Source organism: Phocaeicola fibrisolvens (assembly GCF_025567125.1).
Taxonomy (GTDB): domain Bacteria; phylum Bacteroidota; class Bacteroidia; order Bacteroidales; family Bacteroidaceae; genus Phocaeicola; species Phocaeicola fibrisolvens.
In genome coordinates this window covers 38,505-61,786 of record NZ_JAOQJI010000023.1, presented here as the reverse complement: position 1 = coordinate 61,786, position 23,282 = coordinate 38,505, and the positions used below count along the sequence as shown (strand labels likewise).

General features: G+C 41.5%; 15 protein-coding genes. 1 reads left to right on the top strand and 14 read right to left on the bottom strand.

Features of this window, described 5'->3' with window-relative positions; genetic code table 11:
• Positions 1-66: 66 nt before the first annotated feature.
• The 6 genes from OCV81_RS10675 to OCV81_RS10650 form a co-directional block, all read right to left on the bottom strand.
• A complete protein-coding gene (locus tag OCV81_RS10675; RefSeq protein ID WP_148329995.1) occupies positions 67-1,422 on the bottom strand; it encodes a ligand-binding sensor domain-containing protein in 1,356 nt (451 codons plus the stop codon).
• A 191-nt stretch (positions 1,423-1,613) separates the two neighbouring features.
• The gene (locus OCV81_RS10670) at positions 1,614-3,092 is read right to left on the bottom strand and encodes a hypothetical protein (protein WP_262640326.1); all 1,479 of its coding nucleotides are present in this window, start codon (positions 3,090-3,092) and stop codon (positions 1,614-1,616) included.
• Between the two features lies 1 nt (position 3,093).
• The gene (locus OCV81_RS10665; RefSeq protein ID WP_148329994.1) at positions 3,094-5,106 is read right to left on the bottom strand and encodes a glucosidase family protein; all 2,013 of its coding nucleotides are present in this window, start codon (positions 5,104-5,106) and stop codon (positions 3,094-3,096) included.
• 98 nt (positions 5,107-5,204) lie between these two features.
• The gene (locus OCV81_RS10660; RefSeq protein ID WP_022354359.1) at positions 5,205-6,875 is read right to left on the bottom strand and encodes a RagB/SusD family nutrient uptake outer membrane protein; all 1,671 of its coding nucleotides are present in this window, start codon (positions 6,873-6,875) and stop codon (positions 5,205-5,207) included.
• A gap of 21 nt (positions 6,876-6,896) precedes the next feature.
• On the bottom strand, positions 6,897-10,019 hold the full coding sequence (locus OCV81_RS10655) for a SusC/RagA family TonB-linked outer membrane protein (RefSeq protein ID WP_148329993.1): 3,123 nt from the start codon (positions 10,017-10,019) through the stop codon (positions 6,897-6,899).
• A 30-nt stretch (positions 10,020-10,049) separates the two neighbouring features.
• Positions 10,050-11,978, bottom strand: a complete 1,929-nt coding sequence (locus tag OCV81_RS10650; protein WP_148329992.1) for a glycoside hydrolase family 97 protein — start codon at positions 11,976-11,978, stop codon at positions 10,050-10,052.
• Between the two features lie 295 nt (positions 11,979-12,273).
• Here OCV81_RS10650 and dnaG point away from each other — a divergent pair, with 295 nt between their 5' ends.
• Positions 12,274-14,406, top strand: coding sequence for a DNA primase (gene dnaG / locus OCV81_RS10645; RefSeq protein ID WP_022354713.1), 2,133 nt, complete (start codon positions 12,274-12,276; stop codon positions 14,404-14,406).
• 50 nt (positions 14,407-14,456) lie between these two features.
• On the opposite strand, the gene folE is transcribed toward dnaG, so the two are convergent.
• From folE to OCV81_RS10605, 8 genes are all read right to left on the bottom strand, one after another.
• Positions 14,457-15,050, bottom strand: coding sequence for a GTP cyclohydrolase I FolE (folE, locus tag OCV81_RS10640; protein ID WP_022354712.1), 594 nt, complete (start codon positions 15,048-15,050; stop codon positions 14,457-14,459).
• 2 nt (positions 15,051-15,052) lie between these two features.
• Positions 15,053-15,514: an SPOR domain-containing protein gene (locus tag OCV81_RS10635; protein WP_022354711.1), complete on the bottom strand. Its 462-nt coding sequence runs from the start codon at positions 15,512-15,514 to the stop codon at positions 15,053-15,055.
• A gap of 121 nt (positions 15,515-15,635) precedes the next feature.
• A complete protein-coding gene (gene tpiA, locus OCV81_RS10630) occupies positions 15,636-16,391 on the bottom strand; it encodes a triose-phosphate isomerase (protein ID WP_148329991.1) in 756 nt (251 codons plus the stop codon).
• Between the two features lie 24 nt (positions 16,392-16,415).
• A complete protein-coding gene (locus OCV81_RS10625; RefSeq protein WP_022354709.1) occupies positions 16,416-17,723 on the bottom strand; it encodes a BT_3928 family protein in 1,308 nt (435 codons plus the stop codon).
• Entirely contained in the window at positions 17,713-18,255 is a 543-nt protein-coding gene (locus OCV81_RS10620) for a DUF1599 domain-containing protein (protein WP_022354708.1), read from the bottom strand. Before OCV81_RS10620 ends, OCV81_RS10625 begins: the two co-directional genes overlap by 11 nt.
• Before the next feature lie 139 nt (positions 18,256-18,394).
• Positions 18,395-19,300 carry a peptidoglycan DD-metalloendopeptidase family protein gene (locus OCV81_RS10615; protein WP_148329990.1) on the bottom strand — a complete coding sequence of 302 codons (906 nt, stop codon included), beginning with the start codon at positions 19,298-19,300 and terminating at the stop codon, positions 18,395-18,397.
• A gap of 296 nt (positions 19,301-19,596) precedes the next feature.
• Positions 19,597-20,262, bottom strand: coding sequence for a DUF3256 family protein (locus OCV81_RS10610; protein WP_148329989.1), 666 nt, complete (start codon positions 20,260-20,262; stop codon positions 19,597-19,599).
• Between the two features lie 69 nt (positions 20,263-20,331).
• A complete protein-coding gene (locus OCV81_RS10605; protein ID WP_148329988.1) occupies positions 20,332-23,115 on the bottom strand; it encodes a hybrid sensor histidine kinase/response regulator transcription factor in 2,784 nt (927 codons plus the stop codon).
• Between the last annotated feature and the right edge of the window lie 167 nt (positions 23,116-23,282).

Here is a 23,282-nt window from a genome sequence, read left to right as displayed (position 1 = left end):
GGATAAGCTGATTGACGATAGGATTATATTGAACCCAATCCTAACTTCTTACTACAGAAGTATTTATCAAGCGACCAATCTGGGCGCACGTGCATAGATTTCAGAAGAATACAATGAACGCGGAGAAGTATCTGCCTTATAATTTTTAAACTTGCCTGTCCGCAAATCCAGGATATCCAGACCACCCATAAACATACCCACAAACAATTTGTCTCCATCTTGTAACAAGGCATGTATGTTATAATAGGCAGGTCCTGGCTTTCCTTTTTGAGGGCGATACCCCTGAAATGTCTGCTTTTGTCTGTCCCAATAGAAGAAGCCGGCATCATCTGTTCCAATCCATAAATTACCCTTATCTGCATGGGCAAACACACTGATAATACGTGCATCCAATTGAGAATTGTCCTTATGATAATGTCGGAAATTATCTTGCACGGAAGAAACATAGTTTACCCCACCAAAGTAAGTACCTATCCAAAGCGCATTCTCCCGGTCAAGAAACAATTCATGCAGGTAATTATCGTTCAGTCCTTCCGGATGTCTGCTATCTGCTTTTATCACATCGACTTTTTCCGTAGTCACATCATACTTCGTCAACCCTTCATCCGAAGCCAACAACAGATGACCGGGCTGCCATTCAACAATTTTTCTTACTTGAAAAGGATGATTAAACTGTAGAGGAGGAATTTTCTGAATCAGTCGCCCATGCTCTTTATCCAATAAATAAAGTCCATCTCTCCCCGTTCCTACCCAAAGGCGATGAGAAGAATCCTCAAACAGCACACGGGCATCTTTCACATCCTGTAAAGCTACCGGTTGAAACATATCCTGCGAAGCTACATAACGACTGATTCCTCCTTCACGGGTAGCAAGCCATATCGTACCGGAAGAATCCTCCATTATATAATACACAAAATCACAGTTTACCTTTCCAATAGCCATATACTGATGAAGTGTCTTATTGGGAAGATTGTAACGAAACACTCCTTGTCCTGCAGTAGTTATCCAGATATTATGCCGACTGTCACGCATCACATGAGATACGGAAGAATGTATGCTCTCACCAAACTCGGAACGGGCCTGAAAGTCAGAAAAGCTCTCGGTCAATAAATTGAAGATTGCCAGTCCTCGCTCACTTCCTACATAAAGTTGCATGCTATCTTCCAATATGGTATAAATGCAAGCGCCCAAGGATTCTACCCGACTATCTCTCCACACACGAATATGATTCCCGTCAAAACTGTGCAAACCGTCAATCGTTCCAAACCACATACGCCCTTTCGTATCCTGCGTAATGCTATATACCGCATTATTCGAAAGTCCGTCACTGATGGTGTAATGAGTCACATTACGGGATGCTCCTCCACACAAAAGGAAATAGCCTAAAAATATAATCGAAAAAAGCAGTTTCGCGAATTTCATACCCTATTAGTTTAGATTAAAGCATGTTCATTTAAGCAAAAATACAAAATTCTACTCCAGTTTTAATCAATCCGTTCAAAAACCATACCGGTTATTGAAGAAAAATCACGATTCCTTCAATAACCGGTTTCCTATAGAAAAGACCTATTGAATATCCCTATAGTCTAAATACACATTAAGAAAAACTCTTATTATTTTTCATCCGATACCTGTGCATACATCTTCTTGCCTGAAGGTAGTTTCACTTCTACCATTGAATATACATTTCCGTACACATCCTGACAAGACTCTGTCTGATAAAGTTTTCCATCAACTTTAACCTGTGGATACTGCCCCATAAATGCAGCTTTCCATACAAGTTCCTGTGAGGTATTGTTTTCTATCTCGGTAGCAATACATCCGGTATGCTTTACACTGACATATCCATCAAGTACAGGTAGATTTCTGATTTCTGCATTTAAAGTATCTGAAGTTAAGCGAGAGCAAGTGGAGATTGTATTCTCACTGGCAGAAGGAACCACTCCCATCACGCCACATACAGTACCCTCAATTACTCCATACGACACCTCTGGATACTCCGAACGGTTCATCTGGGGAAGTTCTGTCAGATAAGTATAAGCTTCCTTAAGATATCCCAACCGGTACAGCAATGCAGGAAAAGCAGACATGTTCTCCACATTCCATTCCTTACTCAGAATATCCTTGACAGAAGCCTGGATACGGTTTGTGTTATCCGTAGCACCAAACCACAAAATAAACGGAACTCCCTCTCCGCGATGGAAAGTACGGTCTTCTGTCCAGAAAGTCTGATAATAGGCACTGTCTTCACACCACCATTCTTTTTCCAGAATATCCCGATATGCAAGTGCCATCTGCCTGTCCTTTTCGGCCTTTTCCTTATTGCCTAACAACGAAGCCATCTGAGAGCTGGCATTAAATCCTGCATATAGTGTAGCTATCAAATCCACTCCCATTGTCAGTCCTCTGAAATTCTCTACATAAGAAGCCAGTCCCCTGCAAGTATGGAAGTTATTGTTCTGGTCAAAATTCTCCGGCTGATTCATGTAGCGTGGCCGTGACATGACATTCTCAGGCTGGAGTTTCCAGCGAGAAATATACTCATTCAAAGATTTATCATAGAAATTGACAAAACAGGAATCCGTCAGATAATCCTTGTCACCAGTCCATTCATACATTTTCCAACAAGCCTGAATCACATCGAAATTTGCATTCAGGTTATACCAGAACTCTTTATCATTCGTATAATCCGCCGGTGCGGGCTTGTCATAACGGTTGATTTCCCAGTATGTACACCAGTCCTTGCTCTCACTGATATTCTCTGCAAATTTTCTGAACATATTTTTATTATGCACAGACAATCCCAGAATTTGGGCACCCACCGATTGATGAGAAACATCACGCATACAAAAAGCTTCACGCTGAGGTAAAGCAGCCTCATACCAATAGCCTACCGGGTCTGTACCATCGTGAGCATACGACAACGCCATTTTTCGGGCCCAGTTATAAGTGTTCTCCAAATGCTTGTCTGTGGAAACAAATACGGCAATCTGCTCTTGAGGAAGTTTTTCTATCACTGCTTTTTGGGTCGAATTTCCACACCCCGATAAAAGTAAAGCCGTAGTACCAAGCAATAATAAATGTCTCATCATATTACTTCAAATTGATTGTGATTGTTTTCCCTTCTTTCAGGTTATAAACCTTCTTCTTACCTTGGCTTGTAGTCATTATGACTTGCAACTTTCCTGCTTCCTGGCGTTGAATCATTAAATCAAAGTCTGCCCCAAAAGCACGTACGTGATGCAGTGCCATCTGATTCCATTTTTGCGGAAGGCGGGGAGTCAAAGTAAACGACTTAAATCCAATGGGACGGATACCGAACAAGCCCTCAGTGATGATACGACCATACAAACCGCTTTCTGCTGAAAGATGCCGTTGTTCTCCTTCAGGCCATGCCTCAATGGCATAAGGAACATGTTCACCCAGCAATCGGGTTTTAGAGTAGCGCTGTAAATATTCAGTGGCTTTTTCTGTTTCGCCAGCCGCGTATACTCCCCGCAAAGCATAAAGTGTGGAACGATCCCAAAAAGTCTCGCTTCCTGCTTGTGTAAGCAATCCGTTCTCAGTCCACAATCGAGGTGAAAACAATGCTTGAATAGTACCATCCTTTCGTTCATCGATACCCACTGTCAGAGGAATACAAATCCAGGAACGAAGCACATCATTTCCTTTATAATAGGCATAAGTAGAATAACCTTCTACTGTACTTCCAAAATATGTTTCAATATTCTTGCGTAATGTAGAAGCTTGCTTTCTATAAGTATTTGCCACATTATTTCCCTTTCCTAATTCCTTAGCCAAATATGCAGCCGAAATCAAGGCATCATAATAAAGAGAAGAGGTACAAAGATTGGCATCTCCTGAAGGGAAACGATTTTCCAGCTCATCCGTATCCGAAGCTACCACTCCTCCTTCATTCAATTTCCGGTGACAATATTCCAGACACCAGGAAATAAGCGGCCACAGCTCTTCGGCTTCTTCACGGCTTGCACGAGTCAAAGCGTAACGAGAAGCTCCATAAGCAATCATGGCAGCATCTCCACGGTCGCCTACTCCAGCCCAGATATCCAGCCCCTCAGCTACAATTGAACTCGGAATTGGTTTCCAATCATCATTTATAAAACGAGCAAAATGCTTGAAACTATTTAAAGCTGAAACATTTCCGTATTCATAGCCTGTATAAGGGAAATAAGGATTGATATATTCAGCCTGGTCGTTAGCCCAAATGGCTGCATAATACGACTCTCCTCCCGGACCATGCATAGGTCCTCCCTGAGTTTCATAGATACTTTCGCAAGCGCGTATCTTTGAAAATGCAAACATCTGGTTTATCACAGGGTCTGGGGTTTCCAGTACCAGATTATCCATCCAGGAAGCTACTAACGATTCTCTTTTTACCTTCTCTGCACAGGCATCGAGCACAAGGCTGCTGGCTTCTGAATCATGCGCAGAAATGGATGCTGAGAAACGCAAAGTGTCGCCAGGCTGTAAAGTAAAATATCCATTCTGAAGCAGTTTTCCTTCAATAAAATAAGTTCCCTTTACTCCTTTAGACGGATCGGTCTGAGCCATGAAACCATCTTTCGGAATTTCCACTGCCAGTGAATTCTTTCCTTTATTTATCACCTGATACAACTCTACCAAAGCAGGAAGTTCTGTAGACGGAAAATATTCACGAATAATCTCCCATTCTCCATAATACCCTTGGTTTACTACACTCTTTACCTGCAATTTACCTTTTATGCCAAGTTCTTTTACCTTTTCTCCACGTTGCAAACTACGTCCGTTCACTGTAATTCCTGCAAGTGGATTCCAATCATAGCGACGCATCAGGCTGGCATGGGTATTATTAGGAATGGTTCGCAGACGCGGCCATACCATACTCTTGTTCAAGCGAAAAGCTCCCTCACCGTCAACTCCATAACGGAGAACCACAGAAACAGCCTTTCCACTCATCTCTATATGATCCTCATGCGGAATATTTTCGTTCACCGACCAGATAATCTGATTATCTGGAGCTATGTGCCAACGACTTGTCTCCACTGCATTTACTCCTAATGCAGTGAATCCAATTCCACCAATCAAAATTGTTCTAAGTAAATTCATCAATTACAGATTTAAAAATTAAGTATGTACAAACATCAGAAATCTGTTCCTAAATTAAGTTTTATTTTTCATTCAGGAACAGATTTCCTCTACTATTCTTATAAGTCAGAATATCCCGGATTCTGCTCTAATGCACTATTCTTACGACGTTCATAATTCGGAATAGGAGCCAAATAGTGATTAGGAGAAATAAACTTACGAGGATTACCTACATTCGATATAGTATATGTTTTAGTTCCATCGGCTTTTTTAGTAATCTTAATGCCATGGAATTGTCCCACTTGCGTATCTTCCGCAATTTTCCAACGGCGTACATCAAAATAACGATGTTCCTCAAAGGCCAGTTCCACCTTGCGTTCCTGCTGAATTTTCTTCAACAAAGCATCTCCACTTTCTGTTACATCCGGCAACATGTTTGTAGGATCTTCAGCCATGTTACGGGCTCTTTCCCGGACAAAGTTTACATACTGACGAGCTGTAACCTCATCCCCGCAGAAATATTTCGCTTCCGCATAGTTCAAATAAATTTCAGCCAAGCGACAATAAATCCAAGGATGATATGCTTTTTCGGACCACAAGTTAATAAGAGCCTCATCCATAAATTTACGGATGGTGTAATGAGTTTCAGAATAATTCCAGTTATCTGTTCCATACTCACTATCCTTTCCACCTGTTGTACCATCTTCATTGACATAGAATTCAGCTTCTCCATCACGGAATGACTGTCCATCGCATACGATAGAAGCATAGAAACGCGGATCACGATCTTCCCAAGGATTAGCAGTTGTAGTAGTCTTATCATCATACCACTGTGTATCAGGCATTACTCCACCTCTCTTTTCATAACTGTCAACCATTTCCTGAGTTACACAAGTAGCAGAATACCCATGCCAGCCATTCGGACTATTTTCAGCATCAAAGTAATGTCCATATTCTTGATTATAAAGACGCTGGAAAATAATCTCAGGACTTTCAGGATTTAAGAATAACCCTTGATAATCCGGATCCAGATTATTAACTCCCAAGCCTCCACAAAGTTCGATAACTTCTTCTGCAGCATCGGCAGCTTCTTCATAAGTTCTTACTCCCCACCATGGACTGGCAGCATAAAGCAACATACGGCTCTTCATGGCCAAAGCAGCCACTTTTGTCACACGACCAAAATCAGCATCACTCGCATATTCTTCTGGAAGATAATTAGCAGCGCGGTCAAACCAAGTAACAATAGAATCCACACATTCTTCATAGCTCGCACGCTTGACATTCAAAGCTTCAGCCGTGTCATCCAGTTGATAAGATTTTGTTATCATCGGTACTCCTCCATAACGGTTTACCAGTTCCATATAGTAAAGCGCACGGAAGAAGGTTGTTTCTCCAATCAAGTAGTTCTGCTCCGGCTGGTCTACCTTGTTCACATAATCCATGTGTTCAAAGAAGATATTACAGTTCTTGATATTCTCATAATAGGCTTCCCAAATATCAAGGTTACCCAACTGGTCAGGAGTAACCGATCCTTCCAACACCTGATAAGAATTATTCCAGTTGAAGTTATTGATTGACTCATCACACGAATACCGTAAAGCTGTATGATCCCATCCTGTTTGCGGAAGGTTATAATTCCGGTGTACGTATGATTTCAGCAGACTTACATCTGAGAATACATCTTCTTCAGTATAAGTATCCAGTGGATCCACATCCAGAATATCGCATGAAGCCATAGAAGCCAGCAATGTTCCGAAGCATATTGTTTTTATAAATGTTGTCTTCATATTCTTAGTTTTCTTAAAAGGTTAGAAAGTCACATTGATGCCAAATGAGTAAGTTCTTGCCAGCGGATAAGCCTGACCAAGACCAGTTGCATCCGATTCCGGATCTTGCAGTTTAATCTTATCGAAAGTCAACAAGTTTGTTCCTGACAATGAGAAACGTACATTTTGCAATTTCATTTTTTCTACCCACTTCTGCGGTAAGGTATAGGCAACTTCTACATTCTTCAAACGAATGAATGAAGCATCATACAACCAGAAATCACTCCAAGGTGTATTAATCACGTCGTCTTTATCAAAAGCACGAGGATATTTAGAATTAGGAGTTTCCTCTTCCGAAATCCAGCGATTATAGTACAAGTCTTTATCCTGGTTATAAGAATAAGGGACAATCATCTGTGAAGCTCTGCCTTGTCCGGTCCACATCATGCTTACTTCCAATCCCTTCCATTCAATACCATAATTGATACCATATACAATTTCAGGAACATTTCCAGTTTCGCTGCGAACCTTGTCATTTTCACTGATTACTCCATTATTGTCCACATCTACATATTTGATATCACCCGGCTGTGCTCCCGGCATGTGCACACTGCTGTTTACTTCATCCCAATTCTGATAAATTCCATCAGTCTTATACATTAACCAAGTATTCAAAGGTCCACCGGTCTGTCTTTGATAGCTCGGAATGTTAGCTGCCTCATCAAAGAACTTAATCTTGTTACGAGCAAAAGTAAAGTTACCTCCAATGTAATAATTTACTTCTCCGATTTTATTACGGTGATTCAGCATAATTTCAATACCCTGATTATTTACTTCTCCCAGATTTTCATCAGGCAATGTATTTCCCAATCCTGTGTATGAAGGTATAGAAGCCTGTCTTGCAGTCAGAATATCTTTACGGTTCTGGAAGAAATATTCCACAGTAAATCCCAACATACCGTTCCAGAAGTTACCATCAACAGCCACATTCTTAGAATCAACTTTTTCCCAGGTTACATTAGGATTAGCAAGTACGCCCGGATAAATTGCCTTACCAATTGAAGGAGTTTTTCCAAGAATAGCTCCATCTTGCACTACATACGGATTAATGTATTGGAATGGATCAATTCTATCATTACCTAATTTACCCCAAGAAGCACGTAACTTCAAGTCATTGATAAACGGTGCTTTTTCTTTAATAAAACGTTCTTCACTCAAACGCCATCCAACAGACAATCCTGGGAAAGTACCCCAACGATGACCGGGAGCAAAATTCATAGAACCATCACGACGAATAGAGAATTCAAACATATAACGGTCTTTCAGGGTGTAATTCAAACGCCCGAAGAAATTCTGTCTGACAGAAACATAACCGCTACCAGAGTTTGTCTTTTCCTTATCACCACCAAAACTTAAGTAATCCAGTTTACTGTTCAAGAAGTAATTTCGGAATGCTTCAAATACCTCTCCGTCATATTTATTCTGTTCATAAGCCACAAAGGCACTGATATGATGGTCACCAAAAGTGCGATCATAATTCAGTTTCAAGTGCAGCGTACGCGAAAGGCTGTTTTCATGTGATTGTGTCAACTTGATAGTACCTCCTTCCGGATTGGTAGTCTGCTTAATATAATCCTGAGTAGTAGGATCATAATGATAAGTATCCCATACATCTATTAGATATTTCTCATTACGGAAATGGAAATTAAAGGCACCATATCCAGACAAAGACAAGCCCTCAGTAATCCAAGGCAGTTTCAAATCAAAAGTAAACTTAGAATTCACAAAATAATCGTCTACCTTATCATAACCCGTATCTTTTCCAGAAACCAATACAGCTGGGTTATTACCCTGATTAATACCTGGACCCGGTAAACCGTTCGGATAATAATCGTACAAGTAAGGATAAGCATTGGTAGTTTCCCAGAAAATCTTATAGGAATCATAAATACCCATATTACGACGTTCTTTACGGCCATCTAAATCCACTCCAATCTTCAAATTTTTACTTACTTGTGCGTCTATATTTGAACGTACCTGATAAGTATTATAATTAAATACTGTATTTCTATACATCGGCTCCTGATAAGAATAGTCTCCTGAAACATAATATTTTATCTTATCCGTTCCTCCATTGATAGAAAGAGAATGACGGGTCTGAGGAGCAACATTACGAAATACAGCTTTCATCCAATCAGTATCTCCATACTGAAGTCTATCAATAGTTCCATCCAGATAGCCTTCTTTTATATTCTCATAAAGTGGAGCTTCTCCTTTATATTTACGAACCTCATCTGAATAAGTCATATATTCATAGGCATTCATTAAATCAGGGACACGGGTATTTTGTGTCAACGACACAGAACCACTATAATTTACCATTGGTTTATCATTGCCTGATGATCCACGCTTTGTAGTAACCAAAATCACACCATTTGCCGCTTGAGAACCATAAATAGCAGCTGAAGCATCTTTCAGCACGTTGATTGATTCAATATCATTCGGATTCATACGTTCCAAGTTACTCAAACCATTATTTGGATCGGCTACTCCATCAATTACAACCAACGGATTCGTATCACCCAAAGTACCCATACCACGAATATAAATCTTAGAAGCATCGTTACCCGGCTCACCCGAACGGTTGGTTGCGACAACTCCTGGAATCTTACCTGCAAAAGTATTAGTGATATTGGCATTACCAATTGTCTTCAAATCGCTACCTTTAACAGTTGCAACAGAACCGGTCACTGTGGCTTTTTTCTGCACACCATAACCTACAACCACCACTTCCTCCAACACTTCTGTATCTTCTCCCAACTGGATTTTCTGAGGTTGAGCCGTGGCTTTTATTTCAACAGACTGATAGCCGATATACGAAATTTCCAGTAAAGACCCAGCAGGTGCCTGCAAGGTATAATTTCCATCCAAATCAGTGATGACTCCATTAGTCGTACCCTTCACAATGACATTCGCTCCAATAATCGGCTCTCCTGTCTTTTTGTCTACTACCGTACCTTTCAGTGTCACATTTTGCTGAGTAACCGCTAAAGATACAGCCGCATCATTCGTTTCGGGAACTGCCAAGCCCGGCAGAACTCCCCATGCCAGCATACCTGCCATCAGAATATGCCTGCATTTTGAAGTTGATTGAAATGTTTTCATTAGATTAGGTAATTAAAACAGGTTAATATATTATTTAATAATAGCTACATAGCCACCTCCATCATACATGCTGATTGTGATGGTATCTCCTTGTTTCACTTTCTTTGTACGACAAGCAAAGTCCTGTGCTTGCAGGTCTACATTCACACCATCTTCCCAACAAGTCAGTGTCTTATTTCCCTTAATGAAATCAAGAGTAATATCGAACTTCTGTCCTTTTTTACCAACCATACCACCAATGAACCAAGTATCGCCAGAGCGACGTGCCACCACAATATACTCGCCTACAGATGCTTTCAAAACGCGTGTCTCATCCCAAACTACCGGAACCTGACTCAAGAATTCCATACATTTTTCTTCACGGTAATAATTTGACGGAGAATCGGCCAACATCTGAAGTGGACTCTCATAAACGACATACATACCCAATTGATGACAACGTGTCCCAATAGAAGCTGGTAAATTAAACCAAACCTTATGGTCTTTCTCATGGAAATTAATCATGGCTCCCGGTGTATAATCCATTGGTCCAGCCACCATACGGGTAAATGGCAAAGTGACATTATGCTCAGGAGTCACAAAACTTCCCCACTTATGATTTTCCAAACCTGCCACACCTTCCGAACTCAATACATTCGGGAATGTTCTCAACCAACCAGTTGGCTTATAAGCTCCATGAAAATCAACCAACATTCTGTGGGCTGCAGCCTTTCGCGCTACCGTATAATAAAAATCAACCATCGCTTGATCATCACGATTCATGAAGTCCATTTTAATACCTTTGATTCCCCATTTACTAAACAAGGCGAAGGCCTCGTCCAGTTTCTCACGAAATGGAGCCCATGAAACCCATAAAATCAAACCTACATTCTTCTTTTTCCCGTATGCAACCAATTCTTCCATATCAATCTCCGGAACGGTTTTAGTTACATCCCATGCTTCAGACCAACCATCATCAAGTACAACGTATTCAAGACCGTATTTAGAAGCAAAATCAATATAATACTTATAGGTTTCATTATTAATTCCACATTTAAAATCCACACCCGTCAGAATTAACGCATTATACCAATCCCAAGCAATTTTCCCGGGTTTGACCCAAGAAAAGTCCCCCTGTGACTCTGGAGCCAATTTATAAATCAACTGATTCGTTACAAGGTTAGCATCGTTCTCTGCTACAATCATGGCACGCCAAGGATAATTACGGGTTCCGCTTACTCTTGCTATATAATCAGCCCTCTTAGTAGGGAAAATCTGACGATCGTCTGTTTTTTCTTCTTCCAAAGAATAAGCAGCAAATTTTCCAGCCAGTTCATATTTTCCTTGTTTCTTCAAGAACATACCCGGATAACTTTCCAAATCAGATTCACTGATAAAAATACGTGCCTGATCATCTACCTTAATCAGTACAGGAGTACTGCAAAAACGGTCAGTTCCAATTTCTGACAATTTCATCGGTTTAAACAAAGGCTGCTGTGCAGACAATATGGTTCTTTCCTCCGGAAAAAGTGTATTATAATCTTCCGGGAAACAATAGTCTACCTCTTCACTGATTACCTTCAGCGAGTCAGCAAAATCTGTATGGAAACGATAAGCTAATCCGTCATTATATACACGAAAATACAGTTTATACTGATCAGCATTTAATACCATTTCATTGTAGTGATCTCTAATTTTATCACTTTTTTGACGGACAACAGGTGTCAACATCTGGTCTTCCGTGCGATGCTGAACATCTTTTACCTTCATATTGCGGCCAATCACCACCCCATTATCAAAAGTCATAGATAAAGGAGAAGGATTCAAAATAGTTTTACCATTGAAAGTTACAGAATACGTAGTAGTAGCTCCTGTTTCTACATTCACAAGGATGCGTTCATCCGGAGATTTCACTGTATAGTTCTCCGCAAACATTGCAGCACTGGATGCCAGCAACAAAAAGAATAAAGTCTTTCTCATATTAGTTCTTTTTATTTGTTAACTCTGATAGCAAAAGTACAATAAGCCTCCCATGAACATGAAACGAAATATCCAAACTACAGCTGCAAATGTCCACAAGAGAAATTCTATTGTCCATAATTTGAACTCTATTATCCAAAATAATCATACAAATAACTGAATATAAACATTTTACAAATACTCAATTATTCATCAAAAAAAATGCCATGTAATTGACCGTACCATCGTTGTCATTCCACGATTTACTACGGTCAATTGCACATTCTACTTATTTTTATTATTTTCGCCCTTCGAAATGATTGACCAAGCTACCATAGACCGAATACTGGATGCTGCACAAATAGTAGATGTGGTATCCGAATTTGTCACACTCCGCCGAAGGGGAGTGAACTACATCGGACTATGCCCGTTCCACAATGAAAAGACCCCTTCTTTCAGTGTGTCTCCCAGCAAAGGATTATGCAAATGTTTCAGTTGCGGTAAGGGAGGAAATGTCGTGCACTTCATCATGGAGCACGAACAGCTTTCTTACTACGAGGCACTGAAGTGGCTGGCCAACAAATATCACATCGAAGTAAAGGAACGGGAACTGACCGACGAAGAAAAACAAGCACATAGTCTGCGTGAAAGCTTGTTTGTAGTCAACCAGTTTGCTTCTGAATATTTTCAAGACATACTTTATAATCACATCGACGGACAGCGTATCGGTATGACCTACTTACGCAGCCGAGGATTCCGTGATGACATTATCAAAAAGTTCCAGTTAGGATACAGCACAGACAGTCACGATGCACTGGCACGTACAGCCAAACAGAAAGGCTATCAGGAAGAGTTTTTGGTAAAAACCGGCTTGTGCTATAGAAAGGACGACGGTTCACTTCGCGACCGTTTCTGGGGGCGTGTCATTTTCCCCGTACATACCTTATCGGGAAAAGTAGTAGCTTTTGGCGGACGTGTATTGAGCGCGGCCACCAAGAACGTGCAGATGAAGTATGTTAATTCTCCGGAATCGGAAATCTATCATAAAAGCCGGGAACTCTACGGCATCTACTTTGCCAAGCAGGAAATTGTCCGCCAGGACCGCTGTTTCCTGGTAGAAGGTTATACCGACGTCATTTCCATGCACCAAAGTGGCATCGAAAATGTAGTAGCTTCCTCAGGTACAGCTCTGACTCCCGACCAGATACGGCTGATACACCGTTTCACCAACAACATCACCGTGTTGTATGACGGTGACGGAGCCGGCATCAAGGCCAGCATACGAGGTATCGACATGCTGTTGGAAGAAGGAATGAACGTCAAGGTCTGCCTGTTGCCAGACGGAGATGACCCGGACAGTTTTGCCCGCAAGCACAACGCCACCGACTACCAGGCTTATATCAACGAGCATGAAGTCGATTTCATCCGGTTCAAGACCAACCTGCTGATGGAAGAAGCGGGTAAAGACCCCATCAAACGGGCCAGCCTGATTTCCAGCATCGTCAAAAGCATCTCGGTCATTCCGGATGCCATTGTCCGCTCGGTCTATACCCGTGAATGCAGCCAGCTCCTGCAAATGGAAGAGAAGGTGCTGATAGAAGCCGTCGCCAAACTCATGGAACAGGCGCAGGAAAACAAATTCAAGGAGAACCAAAGAAAACAGCAGCAAGCCCTCAGGGCTCAACAGGTATCCCAAGAAAAAACAGAATCGCCAGCCATTCCGGCCAGTCCCACTGAAAAACAGGAATCACCTGTTCCACAGGAAAATCCGACGACCTCACCGACAACTTCGACAGATGCGCAACCGGAGGCTCCTGCAACGACAGCCACTGCCTCAGCGGATGAATACCTCTCTTACATTCCACTGGAAGGAAACGAACAGAAAGTGTTCTACCAGCGGGAACAGGCACTGATACGCATGCTGATCCGCTATGGCGAGAAAGTCATGTGTTATTTGGAAAATGAAAACGGAGAAGAACAGCCGCTCACGGTGATAGAGTGTATTTCTTCGAGCTTAAAGGAAGACGAATTACAGTTTCATAGTGCATTGGACCGCCGTATCCTCAAAGAAGCGGAAACACACTTGCAAGAACCGGGATTTGTGGCTGAACGCTACTTTCTGAGTCATCCCGACGCGGATATCAGCAAACTGGCAGCCGAAATGGTCAGCGACCGCTATCAACTGAGCAAATACCATTCCAAAGGACAGAAAATCATTACCGATGAAGAACGGTTGTATGAACTGGTTCCCCGTCTGCTGATTGATTTCAAGATTTCAATTGTGGAAGAAGATATGAAGCACACACTGCAGGCCTTGAACAATCCAGACATCTACAACGACCCGCAAAAGTGCCAGGAAATCATGAAGCATTACCAAGACTTGCAGAAGATACAGATTCCGATGCTTCAGAAAGCGGGAGACCGTGTCGTATTGCCTCCCAGCCTATAAAAAAAACTATTTCCCCTTTTTCATACGCAGAAGGGGAAATAGCACATCAATTAATATTTGGCCCGAATCAGGTTCATAAACTCTTCACGCGTCTTTGCCTGATTGAACGCACCGGTAAAATCGGAAGTAGTGGTCACTGAATTCTGTTTTTCCACCCCTCTCATCTGCATGCACATGTGTTTGGCTTCTACCACCACCATTACACCTAATGGATTTAATGTTTCTTGAATGCACTCCTTAATCTGAAGTGTCATGCGTTCCTGCACTTGCAAGCGATGGGAAAAAATATCGACCACACGGGCAATCTTACTCAACCCCGTGATATATCCGTTCGGAATGTAAGCCACATGTGCCTTTCCATAAAACGGCAACATGTGATGCTCGCACATGGAAAAGAAATCAATGTCCTTCACAATCACCATCTGGCTGTAAGGCTCCTTGAACTTCGCCGCATTCAGCACCTCTCTCGGATCCATTTCATATCCGCGAGTCAGTGTCAGCATGGCCTTGGCCACACGTTCTGGAGTTTTCAACAACCCTTCGCGCTCCGGGTCTTCTCCCAGCAAAGAAAGAATCTCTTTGTAATGGCCCATCAGCTTTTCCACCTTTTCCTGTGGCCAGTTTATCGAATTGGTATCTGTCATCATTATTCTATAGGTATATTAATCTGTTCGCGCACAATAGATACTTCCTTGAAAACTCCTGTCGCCTTCAATTTACGCATGGTTACATGTGCTTCTTCAATACTCTTGAAGTCTCCCACCCTGCACAACCAACGTGGAGGCTGGAAATAAGTATAAACCGGCAAGTCCGGAAATTCCTCTTTTACTTTTGCCGCTACATTGTTCGCCTCACTGCGTGCCTGACGGGAATTATTTCCGGCATACACCTGTACACGAAAACCGCGGGCCTTCAATGTCTTCACCGGTTCTGAGCTTGTAGACCGTACATAGCGTTTCCCTATCAGAGAAGTAATCTGTGCATCCTGGTGTACAGTGACCACTCCTTCACCCGCCCGACGGGTTTGCAAACTTTCAATAATGTTTCGTTGGGCATAACTCCCACTGACACATAATAAAGAAACAATGAATAAAAAATATTTCAGCATAACCGGATTTTTAAATAGACATAGAAAACAAAAGTCAATTGAGCACAGAGGGAAGGAATGACACTGCACGTCCTCATCTCTCTGTGCTCAAGCAATTCCTGATTAATTCAGAGATTGGAAATTATTTAAAAGCATCGATGATACCTTTGAAGTCAGCAGCCTTCAAAGCAGCACCACCAATCAAACCACCATCTACATCCGGATTTGCAAACAATTCTTTTGCATTTGTCGGCTTGCAGCTACCACCGTACAGGATAGAAGTGTTTTCAGCTACTTCTTTACCATATTTAGCAGCTACCAAAGAACGGATGTGAGCGTGGATTTCCTGAGCCTGCTGCGGAGTAGCAGTCTTACCAGTACCGATAGCCCAAACCGGTTCGTAAGCCAAGATGATCTTGCTGAAGTCTTCAGCAGACAAAGAGAATACAGAAGCCAGCTGAGCTTCTACTACTTCATTCTGCTTGTTAGCTTCACGTTCTTCCAATACTTCACCGATACAGAAAATCGGTTTCAGGTTGTTAGCCAAAGCCAATTTAACTTTTTCAGCCAGGATTTCTACTGTTTCATGGTAGTAAGCACGACGTTCTGAGTGACCCAAGATTACATACTGAGCACCTGTAGATGCAACCATTTCAGCAGAAACTTCACCAGTGTAAGCACCAGAAGCTTTATCTGCGCAGTTTTCAGCACCTACACCGATGATAGAGCTGTCTACCAAAGGAGTAACAGAAGCCAGGTGAATAAACGGAGTACAGATGATAACGTCGCAGTTAGGTTTGTCTGCAGTCAATACTTCGTTCAATTCTTTTGCCAATGCAATACCTTCCTGCAGGTTCTTGTTCATTTTCCAGTTACCTGCTACAATGTTTTTTCTCATTTTGTTTTAATTTTAAAGGGTTAGTTATAATGTTTTCTCTTTTTTCTTTTTCTCCTTTCGGTTCTTAATACGCAGCCAGATCAAATCGGCTATGGTAAACAGCAGCAAAGGTCCCAAGAACCAACAGGTAACCTCCACAATCTTATGAATGCTCGTCTTAGGGCTCCACGTACTAAATGGAAGACGTTCCAAAGGTGCATTCAACTGATATTCGTCAGGTAAATTGGACACACTCCATTTACGCAACACCACCCCTTTCTTCAACAACATCAATCCCGGATTGGAACGAATCATTGTTTTCAGTGTAATCTCATCCATCAATGCAAAAGGATATTCAGCCCCAGTATTTTCCTGCCACTCCATGATATCCTGTTCAGAGGATGCTGTCAGACAAAGGAAACGGTAACCATGCTCTACACTGTAATCGTAGACTTCATTAATCAAATCCATTCCACTGTCGTCCGCCTGCTTCAACCAGGGAGAAACGAGCAAGAACGTATATTGGTCACTGTTCAAGATTTCATCCGTCATGTCTTCGCCCGTTTCCAATGAAGTGATGGAAAAATCATGAATAGGCGGTTCATAGCCTTTTTCCTTTATCCGTGTCTTTGAATCGACAAAAGTCCAGGTAGAATCTGTCGGAAAATTATCAATGGTAAACTCTTTCTCCTTTCCATTTTTCGAATAAATAAAGACGGTTTCATACACAGTCGGTTTCTCTCCTTCGGGTATGCTCATCCCCTTTACAATATCAGCCCCCACGTGATAAGGGCGGAAGTCGAAGACAGGCAAATAACGAAGACAAAAAAGAGTGAAGAATATAATAAAAAGAATGCTATAAAGAGAGACCAGCCAGTCGACCTTTGTTGTCACCAAATTAAAAATATAGCGTCTCCATTTAAATACAGATATAGCCGCTATCAACAACACAATGTTCTTGAAGAAAGTTTCCCAATTGGTCAATACCACAGCATCCCCAAAACAGCCGCAATCGGATATTGGATTGGCTATTGCCAACCACAAAGTCAGCGGTGTCAGAAATGACATGAGAAGCAACATTAACAAAGGAGCCACCCGCCGCCTAATACCAAAGAACAAATAAATACCTAACGTAAATTCAAAAATACCAAACAGAATCGCCACCAAATAAGGCACGTATCCACCGCTCAGCGTCAACAATCCCCATGCCTCCAGATAATCCTGCACCTTATAAACTGTGCCCAAAGGGTCATTCGCCTTTATAAATCCAGAAAACAAAAAGACAACTGCCAGCAAGAAACGACAGAAATTGCTCCAGACAACGATGGCTTTATGTAAATATTTATTCTCCAAATTCCAGTTTTATCAATCCAAATACCGCATAATTAATCATGTCCATATAATTGGCATCCACTCCTTCCGAAACCAGTGTATCTCCTTTCAAAGATTCAATCTGTTTGGTACGGTAAATCTTCATCAGAATCAAATCAGTATACGAAGTGATACGCATGCTCCGCCAGGCCTCATCATAATCATGATTCTTGGCCAACATAAGTTCCAAAGCCTTTTTGGCATAAGTATCATACAATTCCAATGCCTTTTCTTCAGTAATATCCTCTTTTTCCGCATAACCCAGCTCGAGCTGAATCAATCCGATAATTCCATAATTTACAATGGCGATAAACTCCGGGCGAATTCCTTCATTGATTAAAGCCACGCCTTTCACTTCGATACTACGGATGCGGTTGGCTTTAATAAAAATCTGATCTGTCACTGAAGAAGGACGCATAATCCGCCATGCAGCTCCGTAATCATGCAGTTTCTTAGCAAACAAATCACGGCAAACTGCAATTACGTGTTCAAATTGTTTCTTGGTTTCTTCCATCTTTCTACTCGAATAGTGTGGCAAAGTTACTGTTTTTTCACAGAGCCACAAACAATAAAGGGCATAAAAAAACCATTTCAGACAGCCGGAAATACACGTCTGTCTGAAATGGTTATTATTGAAAATTCAGGATTTCCTTTTATGAACATCTCAACACTTGTCCGATACGCAACGTAGTAGTCCGTTTGATACCGTTAATCTGACACAAACGGTCAATAGATACATGATACAAACGAGATATACGTCCCAATGTATCACCCTTACGAATCTTATGATAACGGATGGCTGATTTCTCTGCTTCTTCAGCTCCCGATTTACCCGATTTCACAGCCGCCAAAGCTTTTGTACGCTGATAGGAATACCGGTTGGCTCCCCGCACAAACAAATAGCTGTCTGCTACAATATCCTGATTAGGAAAATCAAACATGAATTCCGGATTGATTACCTCCCCCAAGAAACGGGTTTCAAAATGAAGATGAGACCCTGTAGAACGACCGGTATTTCCACCCAAACCAATCGGATCGCCAGCCTTCACATATTGATCTTCAGCTACAATCTGTTTAGACAAGTGACCATAAATTGTTTCCAAGCCATTGTCATGACGAATCACCACATATTTACCGTATCCTCTACGTTCGTATTTTACCATACGAACACGTCCGTCGAATGCAGCACGGATGGTATCGCCAATGTAGACTTTAATGTCCAATCCGTTGTGCATACGCCGCCAGCGAGGACCGCATTTGGAAGTAATGATTGTATGAGTTGTCGGCATGCAAAAACCGGTAAGATCAATTCGGAAACTATCTGGAACTTGTGTACCACCGTACGCATGAACACGATCATTGTTCCAATTAGGATAAAGACTATAGGCAGGATACACAGCCTGTTCTGCTTTAATCTGACGAATCAAGGCCAATGAATCAACTGCTTTCAATTTTCTATCGATAGGAGCCTGACGAGCGAGAAGATCTTGTCCTGAGACATTTACACTAACTAGCGCCAAGGCTGCTACCGCTACTGTTCTAATACATTTTAAAATCATTCCATTCTATATTTTTCAGCTAGTATCCGTCGGTTGGCCTTCGTGATGTGAATTATTCCAGCCCGACCTCTAATCAGAATACCACTACTGGTTAAAAACAATTCAACGTTCAGAGTGCATTTTTTCTTGTAATTTTCAAGAAAATACGCGTTACTTTTTAAAAACAACGTTCCAAAGATAATTTTTTTTCGTCATATTAGGTTGTGTGGTTAACTATTTTTTATGTATTTTCATACAGAAGCACCGCAATAGATGTTTTACAACACAAGCTTATACGAAACAAAACATGAAAAAATCTATTTCAACGGAACATTCGTTTTTTTACACATTTCAAATTTTCCCTCTTTCCACTCGTAACACAACGGAACTGAGATTAAATAATGTTTCAGTTTACCAGCCGTTTCGTTATCCAAATAATCAGGAGTAGTATACGTAAACGAAATGACAGACTGTTCGGCTGACAGGTTGGCCTTCCATAAAAACATATCTGCATAGGCCCGCAAATTTTTCAATGAATCCGCCTGAATATCAGACTGTGGCACTACATAAAAATCGCCTTCTTGAGGCAATTGTATAAAATTACGACAAGGCAATTCTTTCCAGTTGGTATCATAAAATGCAATCCGGCTATCTCCTGCCGGAGCAAAATAGGTGGATACTGCACAAATCACTTTCACAGAGTCATTCAACGGAAGTAACTTCAGTTCCAATGTGCTTGCCGAAGTACTCTTCAAAAACAAATAATCAGCAGTTAACGTTGTCATTTCTGATATATTTCCGAAACGATTCTTCACTTCAGCTTTCATACCGCTCTCCAAGAAATCTCCAAAATCAGCCTTATTGACCTCCGTCAGGAAAGGAGACAAAGAGTCGGGCATAGCCACAAATAAAGTTTTCAAATCCTGAGCACGCCCGCTGCCCCATATACTCACCACAAATAACAATAACAAAATCCGTTTCATACCTTACTGTTTCAAAAAGTGCCCAAATATACAACTATTTCTTTTAGCTAGAAAAGAATATTTTTTCTCTCACCCTTTTCCATTCCGTCTTTTTAAGAAATCAGTGGGACTTTCTCCAAAATAATCTTTGTAACATCGGGTAAAGTAAGAAGGAGAACTGAAACCTACTTCATACGTTATCTCCGCCACTGTTTTTTCCGAAGAAGCCAGTAATGAAGCTGCTTTTTTCAGACGGGCAATACGCAACAATTCATTAGGCGAGTAACCCGTCAAAGCCTTCGTCTTACGATATAACTGTACGCGTCCTAAGCCTAAATCCGCTCCCAAATCTTCCACGCTTAAAGTTGAATCACCCATTTTCTCGTCAATCAATGCCTTCAGCTTTTCTATAAACCCCTTATCGACCTCTCCCAAAGATTGCTTTTGCATGGAAGCCATCGAGTCGGTCATCAATTTCAAACGTTTACGGTTGTCTATTAAATTTCGGATACGCGTCAACAACAATTTAGCACTAAAAGGCTTTGCCAAATAGGCATCCGCTCCCGAATCATAGCCCTGGATTCGTTGTTCATCCATGGTATAAGCTGTCAGCATCATTACAGGAATATGGGAAGTCTGCAGTTCGCTTTTTAATCGACGGCAGCATTCGATACCATCCATCACAGGCATCATGACATCGCAGATGATAATATCCGGCACATATTTCATCGCCTGCCTGATTCCTTCTTGTCCGTTGACAGCCTCCAGAACTGTATATTTATCCTGCAACAGCATTTTGACATAATTCCTGACATCCTGATTGTCATCAATCACCAATACCACTTCTTTCTCATTGCCTTTATCCGTCTCTATCTGTTTGGGCAACTGACGCAATGTTTCTGTTCCTGCATCCAATACTGCTCCTTCCTGCAAGTTTTTCAAAACTTCATTTTTCTCTGTCATTTTTTTCACCTCTCCTTCCTGTTTCATGGGAAGTTCTATCAAAAAACAGGTTCCTTTTCCTTCCGCGGTTTCAATTTTCACCTGCCCGTGGTGTAAATGTACAAAAGCTTCCACCAATGCCAGCCCTATTCCTGAGCCAGTGTGCTGCATATCAATCTGATAGAAACGCTCAAACACATGACGAGCATGCTCTTCCGACATGCCAATACCTGTATCACTAACCTTTAAACACAAAAGATTCTCCTGTTCCTGCTTCCTACGCGACAGCTCAATCTTTATCTCCCCTTTTTCCGGAGTAAACTTAAATGCATTAGACAATAAATTATAAGTAATGCGCTCCATCTTTTCTGCATCAGCAATCATCACGTAATCCGCCTCATTCCCTTCTGCCGTCACAGCAAAATGGATATGTCTTCTGGATGCCAATACATGAAAAGCTTTTGTCCATTCCTTGATTCCCTCAAACACATTAAATTCAGAAAGGCACAAAACCAACTTTCCACACTCATATTTCTGAAAATCAAGAATCTGTGTAATCAATCTCAACAAAATAGACACATTCCGACCGACAATCTCCAGCATTTCTCTCTCACGTTCACCCAAATGCTTCTCTTCCAACAACTGGTTTACCGGGTCGGCTATCAATGTCAACGGAGTACGAAAATCATGTGATACACTGGTAAAAAAAGCCAGTTTGGCATGTGTGGCCTCTTCCAGTTGACGAGACAACACAATCAACTGATCACGCTGTTCCTGCAACTGATCACGTTGTTGTTCCAACTGCTTTTTCTGTGCAGATAATTCTGTATTCAACCGATTCTTCATCCAAAAAGCCCGTACCAGGAAAAACAACAAGAACCCTACCAGAACTAATATTACTACACAAGCATATAAAAACATTTTCTGCGCAGAATAACGGAGAAAATAATCATCCAACCGATTATGAAGTAATTCAATCTTGTGGTCCAGCGAAAAAATATGTTCTGTCTGCATCTGCATAATTCGCGCATTGTCCCTGTTCACTGCAGCCGTAGATAGATAATTTTCTCGTGCATATTTCTTCCCTTTCAATATGGACATTGCCACCTGCATCACCTTGTCACCACCTGTAGGATAAATAAAAGTAGCATTCAATTCTCCTTTAGCCACACTCTCTACCCCATATCCCTTTCCGGCTACGGCATCGACTCCAATGAATAAAATATCTTTCTCACGCCCCTGACGAAAAGCTTCCTGATAGGCGCCCATGGCCATTCGGTCATTTTGAGCAAAAATCAAATCAATTCGGTCATGTTTCTTTAAAATAGTATCCACCACCATACGGGCTCTCTCCTTAAACCAACCGGCATCCGCAGAAGCCACCACATTTATGCCCGGTGCGGCCTTCAAAGCATCCATCATTCCCCGATGCCGTTCCACAGCCGGAGTCGATGCCTTCAGCCCTGTTATCTCTACAATTTTTCCATTCCCATGCAACACATTGATAATATATTCACCGACCTTTTTCCCGACCTCATAATTATCTGCCCCTACATAAGCTGTATATTTGTCAGAATGAATTTTCCGGTCAACCAGTACTACGGGAATACCAGCCTCGTATGCTTCTTCCAGTACCGGCGCTATCGCTCCTGCCTCATTAGGAGCAACAATTATCAGGCTCACTTTTTGGTGGATGAACTCTTTAATGTCATTTATCTGCCGCTGATTGTCGTCTTGAGCCTGCCGAATATCAACTTTCACTTCTGGATAAAAAAGAGCCTCGCGCAGAATTTCTTTGTTCATCTGCACACGCCATTCATCATTGCTACATTGCGAAACTCCAATAATATACTCAGGCTTTTTTCTGTTACAAGCTATTGACAAACTAACAAGAAAAAACAATAAAAGGTATCTATGCCATCGATGTTTCATGCAATTCATATTAAGTTAACCTTACAAAGATACATCAAAGCTCGAAAAGGGCACTTATCAGAAAGTGTTTTTTCTGCATTTTAAACAATAAATGCGGTTCCAGCCGTCACAGCCAAAACCGCATACTCTTCAAATCTAACCTAAACTAAAAATACAAACTTATAAAC

What these genes read in the sequence shown, in the direction of transcription:
- folE (WP_022354712.1), bottom strand. Translation starts at nt 15,050, where the DNA reads ATGACAGATACCAATTCGATAAACTGGCCACAGGAAAAGGTGGAAAAG.
- OCV81_RS10660 (WP_022354359.1), bottom strand. Translation starts at nt 6,875, where the DNA reads ATGAAGACAACATTTATAAAAACAATATGCTTCGGAACATTGCTGGCT.
- OCV81_RS10615 (WP_148329990.1), bottom strand. Translation starts at nt 19,300, where the DNA reads ATGATTTTAAAATGTATTAGAACAGTAGCGGTAGCAGCCTTGGCGCTA.
- OCV81_RS10635 (WP_022354711.1), bottom strand. Translation starts at nt 15,514, where the DNA reads ATGCTGAAATATTTTTTATTCATTGTTTCTTTATTATGTGTCAGTGGG.
- OCV81_RS10665 (WP_148329994.1), bottom strand. Translation starts at nt 5,106, where the DNA reads ATGAATTTACTTAGAACAATTTTGATTGGTGGAATTGGATTCACTGCA.
- OCV81_RS10650 (WP_148329992.1), bottom strand. Translation starts at nt 11,978, where the DNA reads ATGAGAAAGACTTTATTCTTTTTGTTGCTGGCATCCAGTGCTGCAATG.
- OCV81_RS10655 (WP_148329993.1), bottom strand. Translation starts at nt 10,019, where the DNA reads ATGAAAACATTTCAATCAACTTCAAAATGCAGGCATATTCTGATGGCA.
- tpiA (WP_148329991.1), bottom strand. Translation starts at nt 16,391, where the DNA reads ATGAGAAAAAACATTGTAGCAGGTAACTGGAAAATGAACAAGAACCTG.
- OCV81_RS10675 (WP_148329995.1), bottom strand. Translation starts at nt 1,422, where the DNA reads ATGAAATTCGCGAAACTGCTTTTTTCGATTATATTTTTAGGCTATTTC.
- OCV81_RS10610 (WP_148329989.1), bottom strand. Translation starts at nt 20,262, where the DNA reads ATGAAACGGATTTTGTTATTGTTATTTGTGGTGAGTATATGGGGCAGC.
- OCV81_RS10620 (WP_022354708.1), bottom strand. Translation starts at nt 18,255, where the DNA reads ATGGAAGAAACCAAGAAACAATTTGAACACGTAATTGCAGTTTGCCGT.
- dnaG (WP_022354713.1), top strand. Translation starts at nt 12,274, where the DNA reads ATGATTGACCAAGCTACCATAGACCGAATACTGGATGCTGCACAAATA.
- OCV81_RS10670 (WP_262640326.1), bottom strand. Translation starts at nt 3,092, where the DNA reads ATGATGAGACATTTATTATTGCTTGGTACTACGGCTTTACTTTTATCG.
- OCV81_RS10605 (WP_148329988.1), bottom strand. Translation starts at nt 23,115, where the DNA reads ATGAAACATCGATGGCATAGATACCTTTTATTGTTTTTTCTTGTTAGT.